Annotated in this window: 21 protein-coding genes; 13 read left to right on the top strand and 8 right to left on the bottom strand. The window is 75.8% G+C overall.

The window, feature by feature from the left end:
* Positions 1-108 precede the first annotated feature (108 nt).
* Positions 109-918 (bottom strand): hypothetical protein, encoded by an 810-nt coding sequence (locus ACFCX4_RS06785; RefSeq protein ID WP_376139473.1) that lies wholly within the window; start codon positions 916-918, stop codon positions 109-111.
* A gap of 202 nt (positions 919-1120) precedes the next feature.
* Here ACFCX4_RS06785 and ACFCX4_RS06780 point away from each other — a divergent pair, with 202 nt between their 5' ends.
* The gene (locus tag ACFCX4_RS06780; protein ID WP_376139471.1) at positions 1121-2128 is read left to right on the top strand and encodes a hypothetical protein; all 1008 of its coding nucleotides are present in this window, start codon (positions 1121-1123) and stop codon (positions 2126-2128) included.
* A gap of 189 nt (positions 2129-2317) precedes the next feature.
* On the opposite strand, the gene ACFCX4_RS06775 is transcribed toward ACFCX4_RS06780, so the two are convergent.
* Positions 2318-3316 carry a hypothetical protein gene (locus tag ACFCX4_RS06775; protein ID WP_376139469.1) on the bottom strand — a complete coding sequence of 333 codons (999 nt, stop codon included), beginning with the start codon at positions 3314-3316 and terminating at the stop codon, positions 2318-2320.
* 148 nt (positions 3317-3464) lie between these two features.
* Between ACFCX4_RS06775 and ACFCX4_RS06770 the strand changes: the two genes are divergently transcribed.
* Together ACFCX4_RS06770 and ACFCX4_RS06765 are read left to right on the top strand one after the other, a co-directional pair.
* Entirely contained in the window at positions 3465-4589 is a 1125-nt protein-coding gene (locus ACFCX4_RS06770; protein ID WP_376139467.1) for an alpha/beta hydrolase, read from the top strand.
* Between the two features lie 223 nt (positions 4590-4812).
* Positions 4813-7398: an ArnT family glycosyltransferase gene (locus tag ACFCX4_RS06765; RefSeq protein ID WP_376139465.1), complete on the top strand. Its 2586-nt coding sequence runs from the start codon at positions 4813-4815 to the stop codon at positions 7396-7398.
* Between the two features lie 132 nt (positions 7399-7530).
* Here the strand turns inward: ACFCX4_RS06765 and ACFCX4_RS06760 are convergent, their stop codons facing one another.
* The 3 genes from ACFCX4_RS06760 to ACFCX4_RS06750 all read right to left on the bottom strand — a co-directional run bounded on the left by ACFCX4_RS06760 (position 7531) and on the right by ACFCX4_RS06750 (position 11027).
* Positions 7531-9066 carry an alpha/beta hydrolase gene (locus tag ACFCX4_RS06760; protein WP_376139500.1) on the bottom strand — a complete coding sequence of 512 codons (1536 nt, stop codon included), beginning with the start codon at positions 9064-9066 and terminating at the stop codon, positions 7531-7533.
* Positions 9067-9187: 121 nt separating this feature from the next.
* On the bottom strand, positions 9188-9961 hold the full coding sequence (locus ACFCX4_RS06755) for an HNH endonuclease family protein (RefSeq protein WP_376139463.1): 774 nt from the start codon (positions 9959-9961) through the stop codon (positions 9188-9190).
* Positions 9962-10112: 151 nt separating this feature from the next.
* Entirely contained in the window at positions 10113-11027 is a 915-nt protein-coding gene (locus tag ACFCX4_RS06750) for an NAD-dependent epimerase/dehydratase family protein (protein ID WP_376139461.1), read from the bottom strand.
* 121 nt (positions 11028-11148) lie between these two features.
* On the opposite strand from ACFCX4_RS06750, the gene ACFCX4_RS06745 reads away from it, so the two are divergent.
* The 6 genes from ACFCX4_RS06745 (at position 11149) to ACFCX4_RS06720 (ending at position 18231) form a co-directional block, all read left to right on the top strand.
* Complete coding sequence (locus ACFCX4_RS06745; RefSeq protein WP_376139459.1) at positions 11149-12213, top strand: GlxA family transcriptional regulator; 1065 nt, start codon at positions 11149-11151, stop codon at positions 12211-12213.
* A 506-nt stretch (positions 12214-12719) separates the two neighbouring features.
* On the top strand, positions 12720-13319 hold the full coding sequence (locus tag ACFCX4_RS06740; RefSeq protein WP_376139457.1) for an NTP transferase domain-containing protein: 600 nt from the start codon (positions 12720-12722) through the stop codon (positions 13317-13319).
* Between the two features lie 219 nt (positions 13320-13538).
* Complete coding sequence (locus ACFCX4_RS06735; protein ID WP_376139455.1) at positions 13539-14408, top strand: hypothetical protein; 870 nt, start codon at positions 13539-13541, stop codon at positions 14406-14408.
* A 398-nt stretch (positions 14409-14806) separates the two neighbouring features.
* Entirely contained in the window at positions 14807-15649 is an 843-nt protein-coding gene (locus ACFCX4_RS06730; RefSeq protein ID WP_376139453.1) for a hypothetical protein, read from the top strand.
* A gap of 362 nt (positions 15650-16011) precedes the next feature.
* The gene (locus ACFCX4_RS06725; RefSeq protein WP_376139452.1) at positions 16012-16911 is read left to right on the top strand and encodes a (2Fe-2S)-binding protein; all 900 of its coding nucleotides are present in this window, start codon (positions 16012-16014) and stop codon (positions 16909-16911) included.
* Positions 16912-17145: 234 nt separating this feature from the next.
* The gene (locus ACFCX4_RS06720) at positions 17146-18231 is read left to right on the top strand and encodes a DUF2637 domain-containing protein (RefSeq protein WP_376139450.1); all 1086 of its coding nucleotides are present in this window, start codon (positions 17146-17148) and stop codon (positions 18229-18231) included.
* A gap of 40 nt (positions 18232-18271) precedes the next feature.
* Here ACFCX4_RS06720 and ACFCX4_RS06715 read toward each other — a convergent pair whose 3' ends face one another.
* Both ACFCX4_RS06715 and ACFCX4_RS06710 read right to left on the bottom strand, forming a co-directional pair.
* The gene (locus ACFCX4_RS06715; protein WP_376139448.1) at positions 18272-20524 is read right to left on the bottom strand and encodes a SpoIIE family protein phosphatase; all 2253 of its coding nucleotides are present in this window, start codon (positions 20522-20524) and stop codon (positions 18272-18274) included.
* 395 nt (positions 20525-20919) lie between these two features.
* Positions 20920-21468 (bottom strand): ATP-binding protein, encoded by a 549-nt coding sequence (locus ACFCX4_RS06710; RefSeq protein WP_376139446.1) that lies wholly within the window; start codon positions 21466-21468, stop codon positions 20920-20922.
* A 387-nt stretch (positions 21469-21855) separates the two neighbouring features.
* Here ACFCX4_RS06710 and ureA point away from each other — a divergent pair, with 387 nt between their 5' ends.
* The 3 genes from ureA to ACFCX4_RS06695 all read left to right on the top strand — a co-directional run bounded on the left by ureA (position 21856) and on the right by ACFCX4_RS06695 (position 25411).
* On the top strand, positions 21856-22566 hold the full coding sequence (gene ureA, locus ACFCX4_RS06705) for an urease subunit gamma (protein ID WP_376139444.1): 711 nt from the start codon (positions 21856-21858) through the stop codon (positions 22564-22566).
* Positions 22563-24293, top strand: a complete 1731-nt coding sequence (locus tag ACFCX4_RS06700; RefSeq protein ID WP_376139442.1) for an urease subunit alpha — start codon at positions 22563-22565, stop codon at positions 24291-24293. Before ureA ends, ACFCX4_RS06700 begins: the two co-directional genes overlap by 4 nt.
* A 74-nt stretch (positions 24294-24367) precedes the next feature.
* Complete coding sequence (locus ACFCX4_RS06695; protein WP_376139440.1) at positions 24368-25411, top strand: agmatine/peptidylarginine deiminase; 1044 nt, start codon at positions 24368-24370, stop codon at positions 25409-25411.
* Positions 25412-25425: 14 nt separating this feature from the next.
* Here the strand turns inward: ACFCX4_RS06695 and ACFCX4_RS06690 are convergent, their stop codons facing one another.
* The gene (locus tag ACFCX4_RS06690; RefSeq protein ID WP_376139438.1) at positions 25426-25650 is read right to left on the bottom strand and encodes a hypothetical protein; all 225 of its coding nucleotides are present in this window, start codon (positions 25648-25650) and stop codon (positions 25426-25428) included.
* 150 nt (positions 25651-25800) lie between these two features.
* On the opposite strand from ACFCX4_RS06690, the gene ACFCX4_RS06685 reads away from it, so the two are divergent.
* A complete protein-coding gene (locus tag ACFCX4_RS06685) occupies positions 25801-26412 on the top strand; it encodes a TetR family transcriptional regulator C-terminal domain-containing protein (RefSeq protein WP_376139436.1) in 612 nt (203 codons plus the stop codon).
* Positions 26413-26797 lie beyond the last annotated feature (385 nt).

Raw genomic sequence — 26797 nt, 5'->3', positions numbered from 1 at the left:
GGGGCGGCGGAAGGAGGGGCCGGGACCGGGCGTCCCCCGGAGGGACGGCGGGCCGATCCGCCGGTACGACCGGGGCGGGGGAAGGAGGAGGACGAGGAGGAACGGCGCTCAGCGGAGGTCGAGGACCGGCCGGACGGAGAGGGAGTCGGCGGCGTCGTCCGCGCCCTCGCCGTAGAGGAACGCCGCGAGGTCCGGGTTCCGGTTCGCCGTGGCGAGCGGGAGCCAGGCCAGGACGGGGCCGTAGCCGCCGCAGACCGACTCCCCGCCGTCGCCGCCGTAGACCACCCCCGGCTCGCTGGTGATCTCCGAGGTGTAGGTGTCGTGGGCGATGCGCAGGCCGAAGGCGTTCCGCCCGGCCTGCGGGCCGGTGCCGTCCTCGACCGGGATCCGGTCGAGCGGGAGCTCGTCGCCCCAGCGGAACAGCGTGCGGGCCCCGGCCCCGCAGGCGTGCTCCCACTCGTCGGAGGTCGGCAGCCGCAGGCCCTCGCCCGCGAGGACGGCCGGCATCTCGTCGACCTCCTCCTCGACGGGCTCGTCCAGGACGGCCATCAGCAGGGTCGGCACGGTGACGGTCCGGCGCGGGCTGAGGCGTCGGGCGAGTTCGGTGTGCAGGTCTTCGTCGCCGAAGCCCTGGGCGGCGCTCTCCTCCCGGTAGCAGGCGAGGAGTTCGGCCGACGGCCGCCAGCCCGCCACGTCGAACCCGACCGTGACCCGACCGCCCGGTATCAGCGCGAACATCCGCTCGTCGCGCTCGACCAGGACGCGGTGCAGCGGCCCGCCCAAGTGCTGGACCGTCTCGACGCGGTCGAGACGCCCGCCGACGGCGGCCGCGGCCTGGGCGGCGACCCGGGAGGCGGCCGCGAGGTCGAGGCGGCGCCAGGCGGCGAAGGTGAGGGTGGCGAGTGGTTCGGGAGCCATGACGGGAGTGTGGCACGGGCCACTGACAGTCGCGCCCGACAGCCCGACAGCCCGACAGCCCGGCGGACGGGCACCGCACCCCCGCCCGGCCCCCGCCTCGCCCCGTCCGCCCCGCCCGGCTGCGGCCGGGAGTGCGGAACCACTCCCCGAACCGGCGCCTTCTGCGGCACGATGATCGGACGATCGCCAACAGGGGGGCCTGATGGGACAGTCGGGGAACGCCGGTTGGGCGCCGGCAGGGATCTGCCTCGCCTACCTGGCCATCGTCTTCCTCACCAGCCGGGGGTTCATCGCCGCCCCGCAGTACCGCCGGCTGCAGAGCCGCATCGGCGAGGCACGGGCCCGGGTGACCGCGCTCTCGGGCACCGGGCCGGGCGGCGGACCGCCCGCCGGACCGACCGGTGACGCGCCCGACGCCACGGCGGCCCGCGCCGCCGTACTGGCCGCCGTCACCGAACGGCTCGACGCCATGGAGCACACGAACATGATCGTGTGGCGGTTCTCCCCCCGCTCCTCCTGGGTGCTCTCGATCCCGCTGTCCAAACTGGCCGCCGCCTGGCGGGTGCTGCACGCCTGCGAACTGGACCTGATCCGCCTCCTGCCCCCCGAGGAGGCGACCGACCGGCTCGGGGCGCTGCGCCTCAAGCTCGCCGACTCCACCGTCCCCGGGGACGCCGAACTCGCCGCCGACCTCGACCCGCCGTCCGACAGCTCCCGGACCCCGGCGCGCCTGGCCGCCGCCGTCGAGTACCTCCACGACCGGGAGGACACCGAGGCGGAGCGCGAGTACGAGCAGCAGCGCACCGCCCTCTGGCTCGCGACGATCGGCCTCGGGGCCGCCTACCTGATCGGTGCCACCCTGGGGCACCACCCGACCATGGTGCTCGGCGCGCTGGGCGGCTTCCTCTCCCCGCTGACCGGCGTGCTGCGGGCCCAGCGACCGGTCTCCTGGGGCGTGCTGGTGCTCGCACCGGTCGGCGGTGCGCTCGCGGCGGTCGGCGGCGTGCTGCTGGTCCGGATGCTCGCCGACCCGGAGCTCAACCTGCTCGGGCACGTCTTCCTGGACAACTCCTGGGACGCGCCGGACCGCCCCCTCGCCCTGGCCGTCTCCCTGCTGTTCGGGTTCTCCGGCACCCTCTTCTCCCGCCTGGCCCTCACCGCCACCGGCCAGCTGGTCGCCGGCGGCACACCGACCGGCCGCCGGCCCTGACCGCTCGCACCGGCGGGGCGGCGGGGCCGGCCGGGGCGGCGGCGAGGCGTGGAGCGGGCGGCCGTGGACCCGGTCGCGAACGACGAGTGCCGCCGACCGGGGCGAGGCCCGGCCGGCGGCACTCGGGTGCGCACTCGTGTCCGCGGTGACGTGCGCGGGTGACGTGCGTGGGTGACGTCCGCGGTGGCGCTACACCTGCGGGAAGTTCTCCTCGTCCACGTCGCTCGTCTTGGCGTTGCCGCCGACCTTCGCGGTCAGCGTGATCGACCAGATCGAGTACGTCTTCCGGTTGGTCTCGAAGGCCAGGGTGTCGTCGAACTTCGTGTAGCTGCAGCTCTGGGTGAACATCTTCAGGGTCGGGTCCCAGTCGACGCCGTCCGAGAAGAAGACGTCGTAGGTGCCGTCCTCGATGCCCTCGATCGACGCCTTCTTCCCCTTGCCGACGTACAGCGAGTGGACCGCCTTGCCGCTCTTGGAGAGCGAGACCACGGAGTCGCTGGTGCCGGCAGTGTTGTCGATGTTGAGCTGGCCCGAGCCCTTGAGGCGGCCCTTGGTGACGAAGGCGCCGTTGTCGAGCGTGCGGGTCTGCGGCTGCGGCGTCGTCGGAACCGTGAAGTTGGTGGTGTAGCCGGCGGCGGTCATCTCGGCGAGGGCCGCGGGTATGGACTTGAGGCTCTCGGAGAGGCCGACCTGGGCGAAGGCCGAACCGGTGGTGCAGAAGGTCTTCGACTTGATGTCGCTGCGGAGCTTGGTCAGGTCCGTGGCGAGCTGCGAGAGCGCCGTGACCAACTGGCGCTTGGTGGTGCCGACGGCGGTGGGCGTGTCACTCAGGCCGAGTCCGCTGCTCGCGGAGTTGGCGGCGGTGGCGGCCTCCTGGAGGCTCGCCGAGAACCCGGGCAGGTCGGCGGCCGGGTTGATCCGGCCGAGCGCGGCGCCGACCGGGTCGACGTAGCCGGCGAGGACCGGCCCGTAGGGCGTCGGGGTCGGGGTGGGCGTCGGCGTGAAGGTGGGCGTCCTCGTGGGTGCGGGCAGGGCGCTGAACGCGTCCGACGAGCCGGACGCCGACGAGCTGCCGCCGGAACCCCCGCTCGAACAGGCCGCCAGCAGGAGGACGCTGCCCACCGCAACGCCCGCCTTGGTGATGGACTTCATGCCGTTCCCCCGGATGATCTCTCGGTACTGATGCATGCACACTCCGTGCAGTCGCTGTCCCCGCCGACATGATCCCGAGACGACAAGACGCGGTCAACAGGGCGCACTTACGGCGCATCGAAGCGTAGCGGGGGCGTGCGACAGGGCGCACGGAGCGGTTCCTCACGTCAACTACGATCGGGACGTGCTCAGCCTCACGGGTCTTCCGCTCCAGATCATCGCCGCCCTCGTCGCGATCGGCGTCTTCGCCGCCACGATGTGGCTCTGGCCGAGATTCGGCGGGCGCGGCTGGAAGTCCTGGACCGGACGGATCGGCGCGTTCCTCGCCACCCAGGTCGCGGTGCTGGTCGCCATGGGACTGATCGCCAACGGCTACTTCGGCTTCTACAGCTCCTGGAGCGACCTGCTCGGCACCAACGGCAAGCCGGGCACGGTCGTCGACCACCAGCCGAACGCCGCCGCCTCGCTCTCCGTCACCGGCGAGAAGAACATGTACTCGGCACAGGGCTCGGCCCGCGACCGCTCCGGACTGATCCAGGAGGTCGCCGTCCGCGGCTCGTCGAGCGGACTCAGCAGCGACGCGTTCGTCTACCTCCCGCCGCAGTACTTCCAGCCGGAGTACCAGCAGCGCAGGTTCCCGATGGCACTGGTGCTGGCCGGCTACCCGGGCTCGGCGGAGAAGCTCATCACGCTGATGCAGTACCCGGCGTCCGCGCTCACCGCGATCGAGCAGCAGAAGCTGCCGCCGACCGTCCTGGTGCTGATGCGCCCCACCCTGGTCGGCAACCGCGACACCGAGTGCATGGACGTCCCCGGCGGGCCCCAGGTGGAGACCTTCTTCACCAGCGACCTGCCCGAGGCGCTGGCCGCCAACTACCGGATCGGCACCGACCCGGCCAACCGCGCGGTGATCGGCAACTCGACCGGCGGCTACTGCGCCCTCAAGTTCGCCCTGCGCAAGCCGGACGCGTACCGGGCCGCGATCTCGCTCTCCGGCTACTACACGGCGCCGATCGACGAGACCACCGGCGACCTGTTCGCGGGGAACGACCGGCTGAAGCAGGAGAACGACCTGGTCTGGCGGCTGAGGAACAAGCCCGCCGAACCCGTCGCGCTGCTGCTCGCCACCAGCTACGACGAGAACAACTACGAGGGCACCCAGGCCATGGTCAACGCCTTCAAGGCGCCGACCAGGCTCTCCACCATCACCCTCGACACCGGCGGCCACAACTTCCACACCTGGACCAGGGAGATCCCGCCCGCCCTGGAGTGGCTCGGCAAGCACCTGGTGATGCCGCAGGCCGCCTGACCGGGCAGGACGACCCGGACCCTCGGGAGGGCCCGGCCCGGGCCCGGACGGGCAGGAGGGGCCGGACGCGCTGCGCGGCGGCCCGTGCACGGCGGCGGGAAGGACAGGACGGGCAGGACCGGCCCCCCGGCCGGGCAGGATCACCCGGGCCGCCGGGCACATCACAGGCGGCTCACACCCGCGTCTCACCGTTCTCTCAGCCGGGCACCCGAACGTAGCGCCCATGACCACGACCAGCCTCACCCCGCCGGCCGGCGAGCCCTGGCCGGAGGCCGGGGCCTACCCGCCCCCGCAGCTCCCGCCCGCCCCCGCGCCGGAGGGGACGGCGCCCGAACGGCCCGACGGACCGGAGCGGCCCGCCGGGCACCCGCGCGCCGCCGGGCACCCGCTGTTCCCCGCGTTCCCGCTGCCGCCCGTCGGTCCCAAGGGCCCGGCGTCCTGGGCGGGACGGCTGCGCACCCTGCCGGCCCGGGCCTGGCGCGGACGCGCCGACGACCCGCGCTGGGTGCGGCCCGCGCTGCTCGCGCTGCTGGCCTCGACCGCCGTCCTCTATCTCTGGGGCCTGTCCGCGTCCGGCTGGGCCAACTCCTTCTACTCGGCCGCCGCCCAGGCCGGCAGCCAGAGCTGGAAGGCCTTCTTCTACGGCTCCTCGGACCCCGGGAACTTCATCACCGTCGACAAGCCGCCGCTGGCGCTCTGGCCGATGGCGCTCGCCGCCCGGGTCTTCGGGCTCTCCTCCTGGTCGGTGCTGGCCCCGCAGTCGCTGATGGCGGTGGGCTCGGTGGGCGTGCTGTACGCGACGGTGCGCCGGCGCTTCTCGCCGCTCGCCGGGCTGCTGGCGGGCGCCGTGTTCGCGCTGACGCCGGTCGCGGCGCTGATGTTCCGCTTCAACAACCCGGACGCGCTGCTGGTGCTGCTGCTCACCCTGGCCGCGTACGGGCTGGTGCGGGCGGTCGAGGCGGCGGGCACCCGGTGGCTGGTGTTCACCGGCGTGATGTTCGGGCTGGCCTTCCTCACCAAGACGCTGCAGGCGTTCCTGGTGCTGCCCGCCTTCGCGGTGATCTACCTGGTGGCCGCGCCGACCGGGCTGTGGCGGCGGGTCCGCCAGCTGCTGGCCGGCGGGCTGGCGATGGTGGTCGCGGGCGGCTGGTGGGTCGCGGTGGTCGAACTGGTGCCGGCCTCGGCGCGGCCGTACGTCGGCGGGTCGCAGGACAACAGCTTCCTCTCCCTCACCTTCGGCTACAACGGCCTCGGCCGGCTCAACGGCAACGAGACCGGCAGCGTCGGCCTCGGCCGCGGCGGGTTCCCCGGCGGGGCCGGGGCGGTGTTCGGCGAGGTGCCCGCCGGTGCTCCGGCCGGCGGGATGCGCGGCGGCGGTGGCGGCTGGGGCGAGACCGGCATCACCCGGCTGTTCGACGGCGACATCGGGGGGCAGATCGCCTGGCTGATGCCGGCCTCGCTGATCCTGCTGGTGCTCGGTCTGTGGGCCACCCGGCGCCACGCCCGGACGGACACCGCGCGCGCGGCCTTCCTGGTGTGGGGCGGCTGGCTGCTCTGCACCGCGCTGACCTTCAGCTTCATGTCCGGGATCTTCCACCAGTACTACACGGTGGCGCTGGCCCCGGCGGTCGCGGCCCTGGTCGGCATGGGCGTGGACGGGCTGTGGCGGGCCCGGCACCGGCTGCCGTACGCGGCCGTGCTGGCCGGCACGCTGGCGGTGACGTCGGTGTGGGCGTACGTGCTGCTCGGACGGAGTGCGGACTTCCTGCCGTGGCTGCGCCCGGCGGTACTGGTGGGCGGACTGCTCGCCGCGGCGGCGCTGCTCGCGGCCGGTCCGGCGGCGGCGCGGCTCGCGCGGCGCGCCGACGCCGAGGGCCCGGGCGCGAACCCGGGCAACGGCTCCGGTGCCCGGAAGCTCGCCGGGCGGCTGACCGCGGTGGCGGGCCTGGTGGGCGCGGCGGCCGCACTGGGCGGACCCACGGCGTACGCGGTGCAGACGGTCGGCACCGCGCACCAGGGCTCGATCGTGGTGGCCGGTCCGGCGGTGGAGGGCGGCTCCGGTCCGGGCGGCGGCCGGCGCGGGGGCGGTCCGGGCGGCGGTTTCCCGGCCTTCCCGCAGCAGGACGGCGGCCAGGGCGGCCAGGACGGCGGGCGCGGGCGCAACCAGGGCGGCGGGCAGGTCCCCGGCGGCGGCGCCCAGTTCCCCGGCGGCGGAGCGCAGTTCCCCGGCGGCGGAGCGACCGACGGCCGCGACGGCACCCGGCTCCCCGGCGGGGGCACCGTGCCCGACGGGGGCGGCGCCCCGGGCGGCCTCCCCGACGGCACCGGCGAGGCCGGCGGCACGGGCGGCATGGGCGGCGCGGGCGGTCCCGGCGGCATGGGCGGGCTGCTGAACGGCGCCAGGGTCGGCGCCGAGGCCGCGGCCCTGCTGAAGCAGGACGCCGAGGGCTACCGCTGGGCCGCCGCGACGAGCGGCTCCCAGAACGCCGCCAGCTACCAACTCGCCTCCGGCGTACCGGTGATGGCCCTCGGAGGCTTCAACAGCAGTGACCCGTCGCTCAGCCTGGGCGCCTTCCAGCAGTACGTGAAGGAGGGCAAGGTCCACTGGTTCATCGGCGGTGGGAGCATGCGCGTCGCCCTCACCGAGACGAACGGCTCCGGTACCGGCACCGGAGCCGCCCGTGGCACGGACGGCGGGTCGTCGCAGTCGCAGACCGCCGAGATCGAGGCGTGGGTGACCAGCCACTACACCGCCCGCACGGTCGGCGGCTCGACCTTCTACGACCTCACCCGGCCGCCCACGTCCTGACGCGGCGAACCCGGCAGGACACCCCGGCAGGACGCCCGGCGGGACGCACCACGGCCAGAGCCCGTGGTGCGTCCCGCCGTTGCGTCACCGTGCCGGCCACCGCGCGCGCCGGGCCCACCGCACCCCGGCGCCTCACCGCACCGGGTCGCTCGCGCAGCGCGTCCCGGCGGCGGGCACCGTGCCGTCGACGAAGTACGCGCGCACCGCGGCCCGGACGCACCCGCTCCGCGCGTAGGCGGTGTGGCCCTCCCCCTCGCGGGTGAGCAGGACGGCGTTGCCGAGCTGGGCGGTGAGCTGCCGGGCGTTGGCGTACGTCGTGACCGGGTCGCCGGTGGAGCCGACCACGACGATCGGCGTCGTGGCCTTCGAGCCGATCGGATGCGCCTTCTCGGGCGAACGGAACGGCCAGCCGCGGCAGTCGGGGTCGAACAGCTCGGCGGCCGGCTCGTGCCGGGTGACCAGCGGGGCCCTGGCGGCCAGCTCCTGGTACGCGGCCTTCAGGGCGTCACCGGCCGGGACCTCGGTCGCGCCGTCGGCGCAGTAGATGGCGGTGTAGGCGTCGACGGAGTTGCTGTAGCGGCCGTCCTGGCCGCGCCTTCGGTAGCCGTCGGCGTAGGCGAGGAGGTCGTCGCCCCGGCCCAGCACCGCCCGGTCCAGGGCGTTCGCCAGGGAGTCCCAGCCGCCCTCGTCGCCGGAGAGGCCCTCGAACACGGCGCTCCAGGCGGCGACGGAGGTGAGCAGCCGGCCGTCCTCGGTCCTGAGCGGCCGGCGCCCGAGCCCGTCGAGGAACCCGGCCGCCCGCTCGGCGGCCCGGTCCGGGTCGTCGCCGAACGGGCAGCCCGCCCGGCGCGCGCAGTCGGCGGCGAAGGCGTGCAGCGCGCGCTCGTAGCCCCCGTACTGCTCGATGTTGGTCGCGGCCTGCGGCTTCGCGGGGTCGATGGCGCCGTCCAGGACGAGCCGGCCGACCCGGTCGGGGAACTCCTCGGTGTAGACGCTGCCGAGGTAACTGCCGTAGGACATGCCGAGGTAGCTGAGCCTGCGGTCGCCGAGCACGGCGCGCAGCACGTCCATGTCGCGGGCGGAGTCACGGGTGCCGAGGTGCGTCAGCAGCTTGCCGTACTTGGCGAGGCAGGCGTCGCCGAGGACCTTGCCGTGCTCGGGGCCGGAGACGTCGGCGGCGAGCCACTCGTCACGGGCGCGGTCGTCCAGGCAGTTGACCGGCGAGCTGCGGCCGGCGCCGCGGGGGTCGAAGCCGACGATGTCGTAGTGGTCGCGGAGCGGGCCGTCGTAGTCGTTGCGGCCGCCGCGGACCATGTCCACACCGCTGTTGCCGGGACCGCCCGGGTTGACCACCAGCGAGCCGATCCGCCGGCCGGGGTCGCTGCTGCCGATCCTGGCCACGGCGACGTCGAAGGTCCCGCCGGCCGGGTCGGCGTAGTCCAGCGGGACCCTGAGCGTGGCGCACTGCACGGCCGCCTCGCCGTCGCACGGCTTCCAGGCGAGCCGCTGGCCGTAGAAGACCCGGAGCTCCGGGGCCACCTCCCCGGCGAGCTCGGCGGCCGACGGGGCGGTGGGCGCGTCCGTGGAGCCGCCCGAACCGGTGCAGCCCGCCAGCAGCGCGGCCACGGCGACGGCGGGCAATGCACGCCGCGAGAACCGGGAGATCATCGAGTCCACCGCACACGAATACCATCCGAACGTCCCGCCTCTGACGGCGCCCCACCCGTCGCGGACCGTTCCGCCGCCCCCGGACCGGGCCCGAGCAGCGGAACGTTTCCTCAGCTCCTGGTCAGCCGCCGCACTGCTGCAGCATCGCCTTCTTGTCGGCCTCGGTCACCGGCAGCTGGTACTTCAGCGAAACCTGGGCGAAGCGCACCGCGTACGCGCAGCGGATCTCCGGGGCGGCCGGCAGCCAGGCGGACGGACCGGAGTCGCCCTTGGAGGCGTTCTGCGAGCCGTCGGCGGGGATGAGGTTGAGCGGGTCGTTGGCGATCTGCACGCGCTTCGGCTTGTCCCACTGACTGGCGCCCATCTGCCAGTCGTAGGACAGCGGCATCACGTGGTCGATCTGGATCTTCGACGCCTGCTGCTTGCTCCACTGCACCGTCCTGCCGGTGTACGGGTCGTGGATGGTCATCGAGGTGACCACGCAGGTGGAGCCGTCCTTGCGCTCGACCGCCGAGCCGTCGCGGGCCAGCAGGTCGTTGCGGGTGTCGCAGTTGTTGTGGCCGCCGGGTACGCCGTCGACGTTGTCGGTCCAGGCCGGGCCGAACTCGTTGCGGTCGTAGCCCTCCTTGGAGCCGGTCGCGGCGGTGGCGACCTTGGTGATCAGCGCCCGGCCCGCCTGCTGCTCCTCCGGCGAAGTCAGCGGCGCCAGGCCCGGCTTGGTGCCGTCGGGGTTCTCCAGCGGGCTGGTGCCCCGACCGGTGGCGGCGGCCCCGGCCCCGGAGCCGGCGGACGGGGCGCCGCCGTCCTGCTTCTTCGCGCCCGTGCAACCGCCCAGCACCAGGGCGGATATCAGGAAGACGGTGGCGGCGGACAGGGTGGTGCGACGGGTGGGCACGGGGTCTCCCCAGGTGGGCGGGCGGCTGACGGCGCACCAGCAGACCAGCCGCTCTCCGGCCGGTCAAGCCACCACAACACGGATGATTTCGATCATGGCGAAGCTCACACCCCGGGCCGCCGGCCGCCCGCGCCGTCCCCCGCCGCCGCACTCACCCCTTCGACGCGCGCACGGTCTCCTCGACGACCGCCTCCAGCGGCGTCGCCGCCACCCCCAGCGCCCGCTCCGTGCGCGTCGAGTCCAGCAGCAGCGGCCGGTCGTACAGGTAGCCCATCTCCTCCACCTCGGCCAGCACCGGGTTCCCCGACCGGGCCAGCTCCGTCCGCGGCAGTTCGGTGAGCGCCGGCTCCGGCGCCCCGGCCGCCGCCGCCAACTGCCGGGCCAGGGACCGGGCGGAGTCCTCGCCGGTACTGGGCACGTGCCAGGCCCGGCCCCAGGAGTCCGTGCCGCGCGCGGCGGCGACCAGGGTGTCGGCCACGTCGCCGACGTAGCTCCAGCTGTGCGGCGCGTCCAGGTCGGCGGGGTAGCCGACCGGCTCGCCGGCCAGCACCGCGGGCACGACGGCGAAGGCGAACAGCGAGGCCGCGTCCCGGCCGAGGAAGTCACTGGCCCGGACCTCCGTGACGCGGGCCCGGCCCGCCTCGTGGGCCGCCAGGGCGTCCGCCCAGAGCGCGGCCCGCAGGGCGCCCTTGCGGCTCGTCGGCGCGGCGGGCAGGTCCTCGGTGAGCGGCCCGTCCACCGGGCCGTAGCCGTAGACGTTGCCGAGCATGACGTAGCCCGCGCCGGTCCGTTCGGCGGCGGTCAGCAGGGCGGCGGCGAGCGGCGGGAACTCCGTCGGCCAGCGGTGGTACTGCGGGGCGGCGCAGTTGATCAGCGAGGCCGCGCCGTCGACCAGCGCGGTGAGGACGTCGGCGTCGGTCGCGTCGGCGGCGACCAGCTCGATGCCCGGGTGCGCGGGTCCGGTGCCGCGCCGGGTGACCAGACGGACCCGGTCGCCCGCGCCGGCGAGACGCAGGGCGGTGGCGGTACCGGTCGAACCGGCGCCGGTGACGACGTGGAAGGACATGGGGGGCTCCTCGGTTGGCCGTGGGGTGAGGGCGCCGGACCGTCGGCGCCGTGATCAACTCTCGGACGGGGCCGCGCCGCGCGGCAGGGCCCCGGCTGCCAAGGTTCCGGAGGTTCTGGCCATGTCCGCGCCCTCGTCCTCGCCCGCGCCCCCGGCGTCGTCCCCGCCCGCACCGGAACGCGGGGCCGGGGACCGCGCGCCGGGCGTCCACCGGATCGCGGTCGTCGCCGTGCCCCCGGTGACCGCCTTCGACCTCGCCATCCCCGAGGTCGTCTTCGGCTCCGCCGAGCTGGACGGCGCCCCCGCCTACGAGGTGCTGGTCTGCACCGCCGACCCCGGCCCCGTGGCGACCACCGGCAGCCTCCGGGTGGTCGTCCCGCACGGCCTGGACGCGATCGCCCGGGCCGACACCGTCCTGGTGACCGGCTCCGCCTCCCGCGCCGACGCCGACGAACGGATCCTCACCGCCCTGCGCACGGCCGCCGCCCGGGGCGCCCGGATGGCCTCGATCTGCACCGGCGCCTTCGTCCTCGCCCAGGCCGGACTGCTCGACGGGCACAGCGCCACCACCTACTGGGTGCAGGCGGGCGCCCTGGAACACCGCTTCCCCCGGGTCCGGGTGCTCCCGCAGGCACTGTTCGTCGACGACGGCCCGGTGCTCACCTCCGCCGGACTCACCGCCGGCATCGACCTCTGCCTGCACATGGTGCGCACCGACCACGGCGCGGCGGTGGCCAACGCGGTGGCCCGGCTGGCGGCGGTCTCGGCGGTCCGCGAGGGCGGCCAGGGGCAGGTCCTGCCGACGCCCGTGGCCGGACCCGACGGCAACTCGCTCGCCGCCACCCGCTCCTGGGCGCTCGCGCGGCTGGCCGAGCCGCTCACCCTGGCCGGGCTCGCCGCCCACGCCGGGGTGAGCGTGCGCACCCTCAACCGCCGCTTCCAGGCCGAGACGGGAACCAGCCCGCTCCACTGGCTGCTCACCCAACGCCTGGAACAGGCAAGGGAGTTGCTGGAGTCGACGGCGCTGCCGGTCGACCACGTCGCCGCCCGGAGCGGCTTCGTCACGGCCGACTCGCTGCGCCGCCACCTCCTCCGGCGGATCGGCATGACCCCGCGCGCCTACCGCACCCACTTCACCCGGCCGGTCCGCCCCGGCGCCACCCTGGCCACCGGCGGCGGCCCCTGATCCCCGGCCCCACCGGCCGACCGGACGGGCACCCGCCGGCCCTCGGAGCCCGGCCCCGTCGCAGCCCCGCCGAACCGGCGCGACGGAACCCACCGCCCCACCCGGCAGCACCACCCGCGCACCACACCGCGCCGTCGCGCCGGCTCCGCCTCTCCGGCCCCGCTCCCGGGCCCGGCCCCGTCCGCGGCACCACCCGCACCGCATCCCGCCGCACCACCGACCGGAGGCGGCGGCACGGCCCGGAGCGCCGACACGCCTCGGACCCGCGCCGACCACGCCGCCCCCGCCGCCCCCTGGGCCCGATCCCGTCCACGGCCCCACCGGACCACCCCGGCGGAACCCGCCACCGACGCGCCGCCCGCCCACGGGCCGCCACCCCGCCGATCCCCGCCGCACCCGCCTCTCCACCGCACCCGCCGCCCCGGCGGTGGTCGGCTCCGCCGCCGCGTCCCCCGGGAATCCCGGCCGGGCTGCGCCGCCGGGCGCCGAACGGGCAGGCTGGGCCCATGGGACGGAGCGATGCGGTGGCCGGGCTGGTGCTCGCCGCCGGCGGCGGGCGGCGGCTGGGCGGGCGGGCGAAGGCGCTGGTCCGCCACCGGGGCCGGCCGCTGGTGGAGCACGCGGTGGCGGTGGTCCGGGCGGGCGGCTGCCGGGAGGTGACGGTGGTGCTGGGCGCAGAGCGGGAACGGGTCCGGTCGACCGCCCATCTGCCGGGCTGCCGGCTGGTCGCCAACCCGGACTGGGAGGACGGCCTGGGCTCCTCCCTGCGCGCCGGCCTGGCCGCCCTGCCCACCCGTGCCCCGGCGGTGCTCGTGATGCTGGTGGACACCCCGGGGGTGGGCCCGGCCGCGGTGGCCCGGCTGCTGGCCGCGCACCGGGCCGGGGCGGAGCTGGCCGCGGCGGTGTACGACGGGCGGCGCGGCCATCCGGTGCTGATCGGGGCCCGGTACTTCGCCGAGGCGGTGGCGGGCGCGCGGGGCGACACGGGGGCGCGCGCCCTGCTGGCGGCGCACACCGACGACCTCGTCCCGGTCGAGTGCGCCGACGTCGCCGTCCCGGACGATCTGGACACCCCCGCCGACCTCGCCCGCTGGGGCGCGGGGTGACTCGTGGGCCGCACCGCGGCGCACGCGTTCACGCCCGTTCGGCCGGAGCACGGACCGGGATCCCACGCGAGGGGGAGGGCCCTCCTCCTCACCGCCGAGATATCGAGCGCACACCCCTGATTCCTCCCTGAGGATTGCCCCATTCCGCGCCGCGGCCTCCGGCTTTCGGGGAGCATGGAACCCGTCACCCACCCCCGATTCGAACGGACGGTGCCCGCGATGCCCGGACTGCCCGACGACTTCACCGGACACGACCCGGCCGGGCGCGGCCAGGGGGCGGCGGGTGGCGCCCGGGCGATCCGCTGCCCCGCCTGCCGGCGCGAGCACCTGTACGAGCCGCCGTCGCTGCCCTGCCCGTGCGGCGCCTCGCTCAAGGTGCCGCTGCTGCGCGGCGGCGTGCCGGTGCAGGTGCGGTTCCGGTCGTGGGAGGACTCCTGGCTGAGCATGCGCTGTCCGCACTGCGGGCGCTCCGACCAGTGGCCGCAGCCCGAGTTCACCTGCAACTGCGGGGCCACCGTGCGGCTCCCGGTGGACCGCACCACCCGGCTGGGCGGCGGTTCGTCCGCCGGACCACTGGGCGCCGCCGCCGGACCGCGGGCCTCCCACCCGTACCCGACGCGCCCGACCCACTCGCTGGACGCGCCCGCCGCCGCGCCGCCGGCCACGGGCTCCGGTGCCCCCGCGGCGCCGTGGCGCCGGCGCGCGCCGTTCCGCCCGCACCCGGTGCGGACCTCGCAGGACGCGGTGTTCACCGCCGCCCGCTACCTGGAGTGGCTGGGCTTCGACGACCTGGAGCTGACGGAGGCCCAGGAGCGCGACGGGGTGACCCTGCTGGGCAGCCGGATGGTCGCGCAGGTGGACACCTGGACGGAGCCGGCGGACGTGAAGTCGGTCGAGTGCCTGTGGCTGCAGACCCTGCACGCGGAGGAGATGGCCGCCGCGATGTTCACTCTTGCGGGCTATTCGCACCAGGCCACCGTGCGGGGGGAACAGCTGCTGGTCGCCCTGTTCAGCCTGGACCTGGCGGGGGTGCCGCAGCCCGCGAACGGTGCCGCCGAGGCCCTGATGGAGACCGGCTGGACGTCCTGAGGCCCCGTCCGGGCGGCTCCGGGGCTCCTTCGGGGGCCCCGAACGGGCCCTGCCCGGAACCCGTCCGGCAGCGGTCCGGGGCCCGCACCCGGTGCGCCGGGGCCCGGAGCCGCCCGTCCACGGCCAGTACCCGCCCGTCCGGGGGGACGGCCGCACATGTCCGGGGCCCGTTGCCGCCCCGCTCCGGCCCGCCCGGCACGCCCGGCACGCCCGGCACGCCCGGCACGCCGCTGATCGTTTAGACGAAAAGCCGCCCGAGCGCAACAACCTCCGCTCGTGATCTGGTGCACAAGCTCGCCCCCGTGTTGAATTGCCGCCACAGCGCGGGCCTGTGGCATGTCTGCCACGAGTGGGGAGGGGCCCGCGTCCTGCTGGATGGCGCACACAAGGAGGTGGCGTTGTCGGAGCACGGATGGGGCCCGAGCGGCCGCGACGGGCGGGGGCGGGCGGCGCCCCCGGAGCCGGGGGACACCGTATGGCGGCTGCGGTCCCGGGCGTGCTGGCGGGAGGCCGCCGAACTGCTGCGGCCGACCGCCGAGACCGACCCCTCGGCGGCACTCGTCAGGGCCGAGCTGCTGATCGAGCAATGCCTGTTCACCGCCGCCAACTGGGGTCAGGCCGAGCAGGGGCTGCGGCTCGCCGAGGCCGTCGCCGCGACCACCGAGCAGCGGGCGGCGGCGGCCTGCGCCCGGGGGTTCCTCGCCTACGTCGCCAGCGTGCTCGGCGCCCGGGACCGGCTGGACGAGGCCCAGGCGGCGCTCGGCCGCACCTCCGCCCTGCTGCCGCCGGACGCGCCGGGCCGGCCGCTGCTGGACTTCCGCCGGGGGCTGGTCGCGGAGAACCTGCTGCGCGACCCGACCGCCGCCTGGATCGCCTACCGCCGCGCGCACGACGGCGCGGACGAACGGGGCGACGAGCTGCTGCGCTCGTCGACCTGGCGGCACCTGGCGGCACTGGCGCTCGCGGCCGGGGACCGCGACCGGGCCCGGGAGGGCTTCGACGCCTCGCTGCGGCTGCGCGAGCAGCTGGGGTTCACGGTGGGGGTGGCGCCCGCGCTGGCGGCACTGGCCGAGGTGTCCGAACCCGACGAGGCCGCACGGCTGCGGGCGGAGGCGACCCGGCTGGTGCAGGCGCTCGGAGGCGTGCCGGTCTGGCTGGCGCGCCAGCTGGGCGCGGGAGGCCCGGCGGGCGCTCCCCCGGACGGACGCGTCGAGAGGCAGAGCCGAGGGCCGATCAGCTAAGGTGAGCCTAACCTGGCCGGGTCGAGCAGTGACCCGGCCAGGTTCGCCTTGCCGTTACCGGGCTCCGCCAGGCCCCGGCCGGCCGGGCCCGGACGTGCGGCGCAGCGGCGCCACGGCGCCGCCCCGCCCGGGGCGCCGGCGGCGGGCGGCCCCGGCGCGGGCACGGAGCGGACGGTCCGGCGGCCCCGGTCGACCCGATGGGCACGACCATGACCGTGAGCAGCCCCCGGCCCGGGCCCCGCCCGGCAGCCTCCGGACGGACCGACTCCCCCGCCGCTCGCCTCCACGGGCCGCCCCCGGCGGACGCCGACGCCCCTCGGCGCGCAACGGCCGCCACGGGCGTCACCGCCGCCGCGGGTGCCGTGGGCACCCTCGCCCCCGACCGCGCGGCCGACGCGCCCGGCCACCGCACGGCCCCGGCCACCGCGACCCACGCCCCCGGCGCCGGCCCGGGCGGCGGCCCCGGCGCGGCCGCCTACCGGCGGCTCGGCGAGGTCCTCCCCGAACTGCGGGTGCACTGCGCCCCGCCCCGCAGCGGCCCGGGGTGGATCGCCGGGGCGCAGCTGTCGGCCGACCCGGCGGCGGTGCGGGCGCTGATCGCCCACGACGCCCGGCAGGGCCTGGCCCGCTACGGCCGGCCGCTGCGCCCGGACGTGGCGGCCGGGATCGGGCTGCACCGGTTCGTCTGGCCGGTCTCGCTGCTGTTCACCCTGCCGTGGTTCCTGGAGCGCCGGGTGCCGCTGCTGGCACCGGCCGACGTCTCGGTCCGCCGCCGCACCGGTGAACTGACGGCCCGCCCGGGCCGCCCCTTCCTCTGCCTCCCCGACGACCCGGCGGGGCCGTTCGAGCGGCCGCGGGCCCGGGCGGTGCCCGACGAGGCGGCGCTGGCCGCCGGGCTCCGGGCCGCGCTGGCGGACTTCCTGACCCCGCTGCTGGCCGCCTTCCGCCCGGAGGTGCGGCGCGGGCCGCGCACCCTCTGGGCGATGGCCACGGACTCCGTGGTCGAGGCGCTCTGGTACGTCGGCGGGCTGCTCGGCGAGGAGGAGCGGGCCCGGAGGGAACTCACCGCGCTGTTCGCCCCCGCAGTCACAGGCGCGCCGGAGTGCGCGCCCTTCACGCCGGGCGCCGGATTCACCGCACCGGCGGCCGGCCCTCCCGCACGCAACGAACGTTCCGGCCGCTGCCGGGCCAGCTGCTGCCTCGTCTACACCGCCGAGGCGGCGGCGATGTGCACCGGCTGCCCCCGTGTCGCGCGCGGTTGACGGAGGTTGACGGAGGCCGGGCGCGCTCCGGTCGCCCCCGGCGCCGCCACCTCGGAATTCCCGGAATTCGACTCCTCATAAAAATATGACCATGTTAATTATCCCCCGCCAGAAATCCCTCGCTTCAGCGCATTGACAGCGAATCAGTCATTCTCCGGCCGGGCATCCGCCATGATGGTCCCCGCCGTCACGGCGCAGGAATTGCGACGCAGGAGAGCGAGGCTGGTCCAGGCGATGAAATTGTCCGACATACCGCTCGGTTGGGCCGTCACCGGCGTTGTGGTGCTGCTGGCCGGCGCCCTGCTGGTGGCCCTGGCCCGGAGCCGGGGATCCGCCTCCACCGGGAGCGGCGCGGATTCCTGGGAGCGCACCGAGGAGCGGCGGCGCCGCAAGGAGTCCCTGTACGGCGGGGCGTCGTACACCCTGCTGTTCTGCTGCGCCGGGGTCGCCGCCGCGCTCTCCTTCCACGGCCTGGTCGGCTTCGGGGTGCAGAACCTCGGCCTTTCCGGCGGCTGGGAGTACCTGGTGCCGTTCGGCCTGGACGGGGCGGCGATGTTCTGCTCCGTGCTCGCCGTGCGCGAGGCCAGCCACGGCGACGCCGCGCTCGGCTCCCGGCTGCTGGTCTGGCTGTTCGCCGGCGCCTCGGCCTGGTTCAACTGGGTGCACGCCCCGCGCGGTCTCGGCCACGCGGGCGCGCCGCAGTTCTTCGCGGGGATGTCGCTCTCGGCGGCCGTGCTGTTCGACCGGGCGCTCAAGCAGACCCGCCGGGCCGCACTGCGCGAGCAGGGGCTCGTCCCCCGCCCGCTGCCGCAGATCCGGATCGTCCGCTGGCTGCGTGCCCCGCGCGAGACCTACGCGGCATGGTCGCTGATGCTGCTGGAGGGCGTGCGGAGCCTGGACGAGGCGGTCGACGAGGTCCGCGACGACAAGCGCGAGCGGTCCCGGGAGCGGGAGCGCCGCAAGCTGGCGGGGCGCCGCGAACGGGCCGAGATCCGCGCGATCAACCGCACGCACAGCGTCTGGCGCCAGCGCGGCGGCGGCGCGGCGGCGGCACGCCAGCTGGAGTCCGGCCCGGACTCCGCCATAGCGAACGCCCCGGACGACCCGAAGGGCCCGGCCGGGACGACCGCCGCGAGCGCCGGTGCCTCCGACGGTCCCGGCGCCGCCGGGACCGTCGAGGGCACGGTGACCCGCTCCGGCCTGCCGGCCCGTCCCGAACAGCGCACCGTCGACCTCACCACCGAGGAGGACACCATCGGCCTGCCGCGGCTGGACCTGATCGAGCAGAAGCTGAAGGACCTGGAGCAGCAGTTCGGCTGACGCCCCGGCGCCCGCCGCGGCGCCGGGACCGGCCGGGGCCTCACTCCCCGGGCGTCACGCTGAGCTCGAACCACATCCGCTTGCCCGACCCCCGGGGCTCCACGCCCCAGCCGTCGGCGAGCGCCTCGACCAGCATCAGCCCGCGCCCGGAGGAGGCCTGCTCCCCCGGCGTGCGGCGGGTCGGCCAGAGGTCCGACTCGTCCTCCACCTCGACCCGCAGCCGGGCCCGGCCGCCGTCCGCGACCGACTCCCGGTAGAGCCGGGCGGTGAACATGGCGTCCCGGTCGGTGTGCCGGACGGCGTTGGTGACCAGCTCCGAGGAGAGCAGCTCGGCGGTGTCGATCAGCTCCGCCACGCCCCAGCGGCGCAGCGCGTCGCGCAGTTCGGCGCGGACCTCGGAGATCCGGGCGAGGTCCGCCTGGCCGATCCGGCGGCGCAGCTGCTGGGCGGCCAGGCCGCCCTCGGGACCGTCCCAGCGCAGGAGCAGCAGCGCTATGTCGTCCTCGCGCTCGCTGGAGTCGGCGGCCCGGGAGGCGATCCGGTCGGCGAGCTCCTCCAGCGGGTCGCGGCCGGTCCCGACGGGGTCGGCGAGCGGCTCGGAGAGCACCGAGGCGAGCCGGGCGACGCCCTCGTCGAGGTCCAGGCCGCGCGACTCGACCAGGCCGTCGGTGCAGAGCACCACGGTCTCGCCGGGGTCGAGGCTGAACCGGGTGACCCGGTACTCCTCGTCCGGGGCGATGCCGAGCGGCAGTCCGCCGGCCACCGGGACACTGGTGGCGGTGCCGTCCCCGCGCCGGACCAGGGGGTCGAGGTGACCGGCCCGGACGGCGTAGACCACGCCGTAGTCCACGTTGACCTCGGCGTAGGTGCAGGTGGCGAAGTGGTCGGTGTCGAGGTCGGCGAGGAAGCGGGAGGCCCGGGCCATCACCGCGGCGGGCGGGTGGCCCTCGGCGGCGTAGGCGCGCAGGGCGATCCGCAGCTGGCCCATGATGCCGGCCGCGTGCACGTCGTGGCCCTGGACGTCGCCGATCACCAGGCCGACGTGGCCGCCGGGCAGCGGCACGACGTCGTACCAGTCGCCGCCGATCTGCAGGCCGGAGCCGGCCGCCAGGTAGCGGACCGCGGTGGTGACGCCCGGCACGGAGGGCACGGTGCGCGGCAGCATGACGCGCTGCAGACCGGCCGCCAGCTCGTGCTCGGCGTCGTGCAGCCGGGCCCGGGCCAGGGACTGCGCGACCAGGCCGCCGAGGGTGGAGAGCAGGGTGCGCTCGTCGGCGTCGAGCCGGCGGTCGTCGTCGAAGCTGACCACGCAGACGCCGATCGCCCGGCCGCTGGCGACCAGCGGCAGGAAGGCCCAGGAACTGCGGGTGGTGCGGCGGGCCTGCTCCCAGACGTCCGGGTAGCGCTCGCGGTACTCCTCGCGGCTGGCGCAGAACACCGGCGCACGGTTGCGCAGCGCCTCGGCGGCGGGGTGGCTGGGCGGCAGCAGCGAGCGGTCGTAGCCGGTCAGCTCGTCGGTGCGGTAGCCGGAGGCGCCGAGGATCTGCACCCGGCCGGCCTCGAAGGAGGCGAGCACCAGGCCGTCCGGCGGCAGGCCGGGCAGCGGGAGCTCGGTGAAGACCCGGGCGACGTCCCGCACCGTGACGGCCTCGGAGAGCGCGCGGGCGGCCTCCTTGATGAAGCGGGAGCGCTCCTCGCGCAGCAGGGCCATCCGGTCGGCGCGGTCCCGCTTGTGCAGCTCGACGGTGGCGTCCCAGACGAAGCCGACCATCCGGGAGGCGCGGCCGAAGGCGTCGGCGAGGACCCGGCCGCGGAACCGGACGGCCCGCATGGCGCCGTTCGGGCCGACCGTCCGGTAGTAGGCGCCGCACTGGCCCAGCTCGGCGACCGCGCGTTCGACCCGGCGGCGCACCACGGGGGCGTCCTCGGGGTGGAGCAGGGCCAGGAAGGAGGCGGAGGAGCGGTCGAAGCGGCCCTTCTCCAGGGCGTCGAGGCCGACGATGGCGCAGGCGCGCTGGTCGCCCTCCAGGACGTCGCGGCGGATGTCCCAGTCGAAGGAGCCGATGCCGTTGGCGGCCATCGCGGGCTCCAGCCAGTCCGGCGTGGTGTCGCCCGGGGAGACCGGCAGGCCACCGGAGAGCATGGGCGCGAGCCGGCCGCCGGCCGCGAGACCGGGGGCGGTGCGCAGCGCGTGCCGCCGGGCCGCCTGCGCGGGCGGTCTGGCCCGCCCGGAGCCGGTCGTGGGAGGACCGGACGGGAGGGCCGGCCCCGGTGACTCGGGCTCTGTGGGCATGCTGCTCCTGCCGCTGCCGTGGCGGTCCGCGCCGACCGTCCGGACGGGCCGCATGGCGGGTGGTGGGTGGTGCTCGACGGTCGTGTGCCGTCGGACGGTCATCGGTCGAGGTGGGATTTCCCCGCCGCTTCCCGCACGTGGGCACACATTCACACCATCCTGGCCAATGTTCGGCCGAGCGGCAATGGCGCCGGGCCGGAAATCTTGGCACCCGCCTTCACTCCCGGGCATCGTTCGACAGCGAACAGTGCCGATGGGGCAAACCCCGGCCGAGCGCGGTCCGGACGGCGCCCCGGGCGGGGGCCGGCCCACGGCCGGGGCGGCGGCGCGGGAGCGCCGGGCCCCGGTGCGGCGCGTCGGGCCCGGCAGGAGGTGTCGGGCCGCGGCGGAAGGTGTCAGGCCCCGGCGAGGGTCAGCTCGAACCAGGTGACCTTGCCGTCGCCGCGCAGCTGGACCCCCCAGTCGTCGGCGAGCGCCTCGACCAGCAGCAGCCCGCGGCCGGAGGTGGCGTACTCGGTCTCCGGCTCGCGCCGGCGGCCGGGCAGCCGGGCCGTGCCGTCCTGGACCTCGATCCGCAGCCGGTGGTCACCGGTGATCAGCGCGTCGAAGACCGCACCCTGGCCGGTGTGCCGCAGCGCGTTGGTGACCAGTTCCGAGGTGAGCAGTTCCGCCGTGTCGGCGAGCTCCGGCACCCCCCAGACGCCGAGCGCGGCGCGCAGCCGGTGCCGGACCGCACTGACGGCGACCAGGTCGGCGGCCTCCAGTGCCAGGTGGAGCCGGCGGTTGAGCGCGCACCCCGGCGCCGGTGAACCCGGCCGGGTGACGCTCGACGCCGTCTGCGCGGTGCTCGCCGTGTGTGACGGGGTGCCCTGGCCGGTCCCGGTGACCCGGAAGGCTCCCCCCGAACTTGTCCGCTGCCGCGGGAATCGCGACTGACCGTCCATCACCCCTGCCCCCGCCCTGGTTCCGGGCCGCCGATCCGGATCCCCCGCCGGTCGGTCGGCCCCCTTGGTACTGACCAACCATCGTCATGCCCAGCTTTCGGCATTTGGAACGGCACCCGGGCGATCACCTGGGGTGAAAGGGGCACGGGACATTCCGCGTGATCCAACTGCCCCCGCCGGACAGGTTTGCGAAGCACAGCGGCAGTTTTCGATCCCGGGGAGCCGCCCCGCCCCGCCCCGCCCCCACCCCGGCGCGCTCCCAGCGAGCCGGATGGCGCGCGAGCCGCGAGGCTGGACAGGACGGGCGGCTCCGGGTTCAATGACCCGAGATGTTTGAACGCCGTTCAAACGGTCTCCGCCCCTCCCGGCGACCGCGAGCGAGGAATCGTGCGACTGACCCCCACCGAGCGGGACCGGCTGCTGATCTTCACAGCAGCCGAACTGGCCCGCGCCCGCCGCGCCCGGGGCGTCCGCCTCAACGTCCCCGAGGCGACCGCGCTGATCGCCGACACCGTCTGCGAGGCCGCCCGGGACGGCCTGCGCCTCGCCGGGGCCGTCGAGGCCGGCCGCTCGGTGCTCACCGCCGCCGACGTGCTGCCCGGCGTGCCGGACGTGGTCACCTCGGTCCGGGTCGAGGCGGTCTTCGACGACGGCACCCGGCTGGCCGTGGTCGACGACCCGTTCCGGGGCGCCGGCTCGCTCGGCGACGAGGCCCCCGGCGGCACGCTGACCGGCGACGGCGCCGGCTACGACCCGGTCGAGGAGACCGTCGTGCTGCCCGTCCACAACACCTCCGGCGTGCCGATCTCGGTGACCTCGCACTTCCACTTCTTCGAGTCCAACCCCCGTCTGGCCTTCGACCGCGCCGCCGCCTACGGCACCCACCTGGCCGTCCCGGCCGGGTCCTCGGTGCGCTTCGACCCCGGCAGCACCGTCGAGGTCGGCCTCGTCCCGATCGGCGGCGCCCGCGTCGCCGTCGGCTTCGCCGGCCTGGTCGACGGCCCGCTGGACGCCCCCGGCGCCAAGGAGAACGCGCTGGCCAGGGCCCGTGCCACCGGCTACCTCACCGACTTCGACGACGTGGAGGCCGAGACGTGACGCGCATCACCCCCCACGACTACGTCTCCGTGCACGGCCCCCGCGCCGGGGACCGGGTCCGGCTCGGCGACTCCGGACTGATCGTCCGGGTGGAGTCCGACTCCCAGCGGCCGGGCGACGAGTTCCTGTCCGGCTCCCGCCGGACCGCCCGCGACGGCCTGCACCTCAGGCCAGCCGCCGTCCGCGACACCTGCGACGTGGTGATCAGCAACGTCCTGCTGATCGACGCCGTCCAGGGCGTCCGCAAGACCTCGATCGGACTGATCGGCGGGCGGATCGCCTCGATCGGCCGGGCCGGCAACCCCGACACCCTGGACGGCGTCGAGGTGGTCGTCGGCACCGGGACGACCATCGTCCCCGGCGAGGGCCTGATCGCCACCGCCGGCGCCGTCGACACCCACGCCCACCTGCTGTCGCCACGGATCATGGAGGCCTCACTGGCCTCCGGCGTCACCACGCTCCTCGGCCAGGAGTTCGGCCCGGTCCGGGGCACCGGCGTCAACTCGCCGTGGGCGCTGCGGCACGCCTTCCACGCCTTCGACGCGTGGCCGGTCAACGTCGGCCTCCTCGGCCGCGGCTCCTCCTCCGACGAGGCCCCGCTGATCGAGGCCCTCGTCGAGGGCGGCGCCGCCGGCTTCGAGGTGCACGAGGACACCGGCGCCCACGCCCGCGCCCTGGACACCGCGCTGCGGGTCGCCGAGGAGTACGACGTGCAGGTAGCCCTGCACACCGAAGGCCTCAACGAGAGCCTGTCCGTCGAGGACACCCTCGCGGTGCTGGACGGCCGGACCGTCCACGCCTTCCACGTCGAGGGCTGCGGCGGCGGCCACGTGCCCGACGGGCTGAGGATGGCCGGCCTGCCCAACGTCCTCGGCTCCTCCACCGACTCCACCCTGCCGTTCGGCCGGGACACGCTGGGCGAGCACGTCGGCATGATCGTCTCCGCGCACGGCCACGGGTCCGGGCTGCCCGGCGACGCGGCCCCGGCCGGCGACCGCGCCCGGGCCGGCACCACGGGCGCCGAGGGGGTCCTGCACGACCTCGGCGTCATCGGCATCACCTCCTCCGGCGCCCAGGGCACGGGCCGGGCCGGCGAGACCGTGCGCCGCACCCTCGCCCTGGCCGGCCGGATGAAGGCCGAACGCGGCCCGCTCGACGGCCCCGGTGGCACCGGCTCCGTCGGCGGCACCGGGAGCGGCGACGACAACGAGCGCGTGCTGCGCTACATCGCCAAGCTGACCATCAACCCCGCCGTCGCCCACGGCCTCGCCCACGAGGTCGGCTCGATCGAGACCGGCAAGCTGGCGGACATCGTGCTGTGGCGCCCGGACCACTTCGGCGCCAAACCGGAACTGGTCCTCAAGGCCGGCTTCCCCGCGTACGGCGTGGCGGGCGACCCCAACGCCTCCACCGACGGCTGCGAACCGCTCGTCCTGGGACCGCAGTTCGGCGCGCACGGCGCCACCGCCGCCGACCTCTCGGTCGCCTTCGTGGCACAGGCCGCCGCGGACGGCGCCGGCCCCGACCGCGCCGCCGACGGCCTGCCCACCCGGCGCCGGCGCGTCGGTGTCCGCGGCACCCGCGGCATCGGCCCCCGGGACCTGGTGCGCAACACCCGGCTGGGCCGCGTCGAGGTCACCGGGGCCGGCCTGGTCTCGCTCGACGGCACCCCGCTGCGCTCCGAACCCGCCGACCGCGTCCCGCTCGGCCGCCTGTACTTCCTCTGATCGCCTTCCTCCCCCTCTCCCCCTTCCTCCGCCTCTTCCTCCTCCGATCACCCGCCGCACCGAAGGACGTCCCGATGACCACCCCCGCCCCCGCCCCGCTCGGCTACCGGATGCCCGCCGAGTGGCACCCCCACGACCGGACCTGGATGGCCTTCCCGACCGACAACCCGACCTTCGACACCCCCGACCACCTGCACGCCGCGCGCGAGGCCTGGGCGAACGTCGCCAACACCGTCGTCCGGTACGAGCCCGTCACCCTGGTCGTGAACACCGGGGAGACGGCGGAGGCCCGCAAGTACGTCGCCGACGAGGTGGAGATCGTCGAGCGCCCGCTGAACGACGCCTGGATGCGCGACATCGGTCCGACCTTCGTGATCGACGGCCGGGGCGGGCTGGCCGCCACGGACTGGGTCTTCAACGGCTGGGGCGCGCAGTCCTGGGCCCGTTGGGACGACGACCAGCACATCGCCGAGCACGTCGCCGGGCTGGCCGGGGTCCGCCGGTTCGCGTCCGGGCTGATCAACGAGGGCGGCGGCATCCACGTCGACGGCGAGGGCACCGTGCTCGTCACCGAGACCGTCCAGCTCGGCGAGGGCCGCAACGCCGACTGGACCAAGGAGCAGGTCGAGGCCGAACTGCACGCCTTCCTCGGCACCACCAAGGCGATCTGGCTGCCGCGCGGACTCACCCGCGACTACGACGAGTTCGGCACCCGCGGCCACATCGACATCGTCGCCTCCTTCGTCCGCCCCGGCGTCGTCGTCGCACACGTCCAGCCGGACCCGGCGCACCCCGACCACGCCGTCTGCCAGGAACTGGTGGCGATCCTGCGGGCCTCCACCGACGCCCGCGGCCGGACCCTGGAGGTCGTCGAGCTCCCCGCCCCCACCGTCCTGCTGGACGAGGAGGGCGAGCCGGTCGACTACTCGTACATCAACCACTACGTCGCCAACGGCGTGGTCGTGCTGTGCGCCTTCGACGACCCGCGCGACCACGAGGCCGCCGCGATCCTCGCCGAGGCGTACCCCGGCCGCACGGTCGAACTCGTCGACGCGCGCGAGATCTTCGCCAACGGCGGCGGCATCCACTGCATCACCCAGCAGCAGCCGAAGGCCTGACCCCGCCGCCGGCGCTACCGGCGGCGCCCCGCGAGCTCGTCGGTGGTGAGCCCGTGGGTGCTGTGCATCGCGACGGAGCTGCAGCAGGAGCGGAGGGCCCTGACCCGGGCAAGCCGCTCCTGCTCGGCGAGCACCCCGTCGAGGTTCTCCGTCGGGCCGTTGCCGCGCCGGTGAAGGTACACCGCGAGGCCGGTCACCACGACGGCGAGCGCGGCGAACAGGACGATCAGTGCGGCCATGGGCCACCCCCTCGGATCGGGAACGTCCTGCCCGGTACGTACCCGGAGGAACCGGACACCGAAACGGCCGCCTTCCCTTTCCGTGGACTGTCGGACACGGCCCGTATCGTGGGGCCACTTGACCGGGTCGACCCTGGAGGAGCAGCACCGATGGCCGACGCCCGCCCGCGCCGACCCGCCCGCCCCCGCGAGGAGGTCTTCGCCACCGCGCGGACCGCCATCGCCGAACACGGACTCGCCAAGCTCACCATGGCCGGTCTGGGCAAGCAGCTCCGGATGAGCGCCGGGCACCTGCTCTACTACTTCGGCAGCAAGGACCAGCTGCTGTTGGAGACCCTGCGCTGGAGCGAGGAGCAACTCGGCACCCGCCGCCGGGCGATGCTCGCCGACGGCGCGCGCGACGTCCGTCAGCGGCTCGACGACTACGCCGCGCTGTACCTGCCGGAGGGCCCGGGGGACCCGCGCTGGATCCTCTGGGTCGAGGTGTGGGGGCGTTCCCCCGCCGCCGAGGAGCTGCGGCAGGGGCAGCAGGAGATCGAGGCGCCCTGGCAGGCCGACCTGGTCGCCCTGCTCGAAGAGGGCACCGCGGCCGGACTGTTCGCCCCCGGGGACGCCGCCGAGCGCGCCGTCCAGATCCGCGCCCTCCTCGACGGCCTCGCCGTCCCCGTCGCCCTCGGCCTCCCCGACACCACCCGCACCCGCGCCCACCACCTCGCCACCACCGCCTGCGCCGCCCTCCTCGCCACCACCACCCCGGCTTAGGGCGTGTCCTGTGGATCACTGCCCGGCCCGCGACGCCGGGGCACGCACCCCGACGCCGCGGCCGGGTCCGACCGGATCCACAGGACACGCCCTGGCCCCCACCCGCCCCGGGCGGGGAGTGGCCGAACCCGAGATTCGGAGGAAGCGGCACACCCCGGCCCCGCTCGGCCGCCCTCGGGGGGTGACCGAGCGGCGGCACCGGGCCACCGCGGCCGGAGCCGTGGGCCGGCGGCGGACGGGGGCGATGTGACACGGTGGCGCAGGAGGCAACCACACCAGCCGGCCGCGACCGCGCGGCACGGGGGCAGTACTCCTCCAGCGGCCCGGTCCCGAGTCCGCCCGCCCACCTCGGCGACGCGGGTCGGCCCCCGCGCGGCGCGGGGGC

Origin of the sequence: Kitasatospora sp. NPDC056327, from assembly GCF_042261735.1 — a bacterium.
Classification (GTDB): Bacteria; Actinomycetota; Actinomycetes; order Streptomycetales; family Streptomycetaceae; genus Kitasatospora.
Note: the sequence above shows the minus strand (reverse complement) of the source record. Positions and strands in the feature narration are given on the sequence as shown.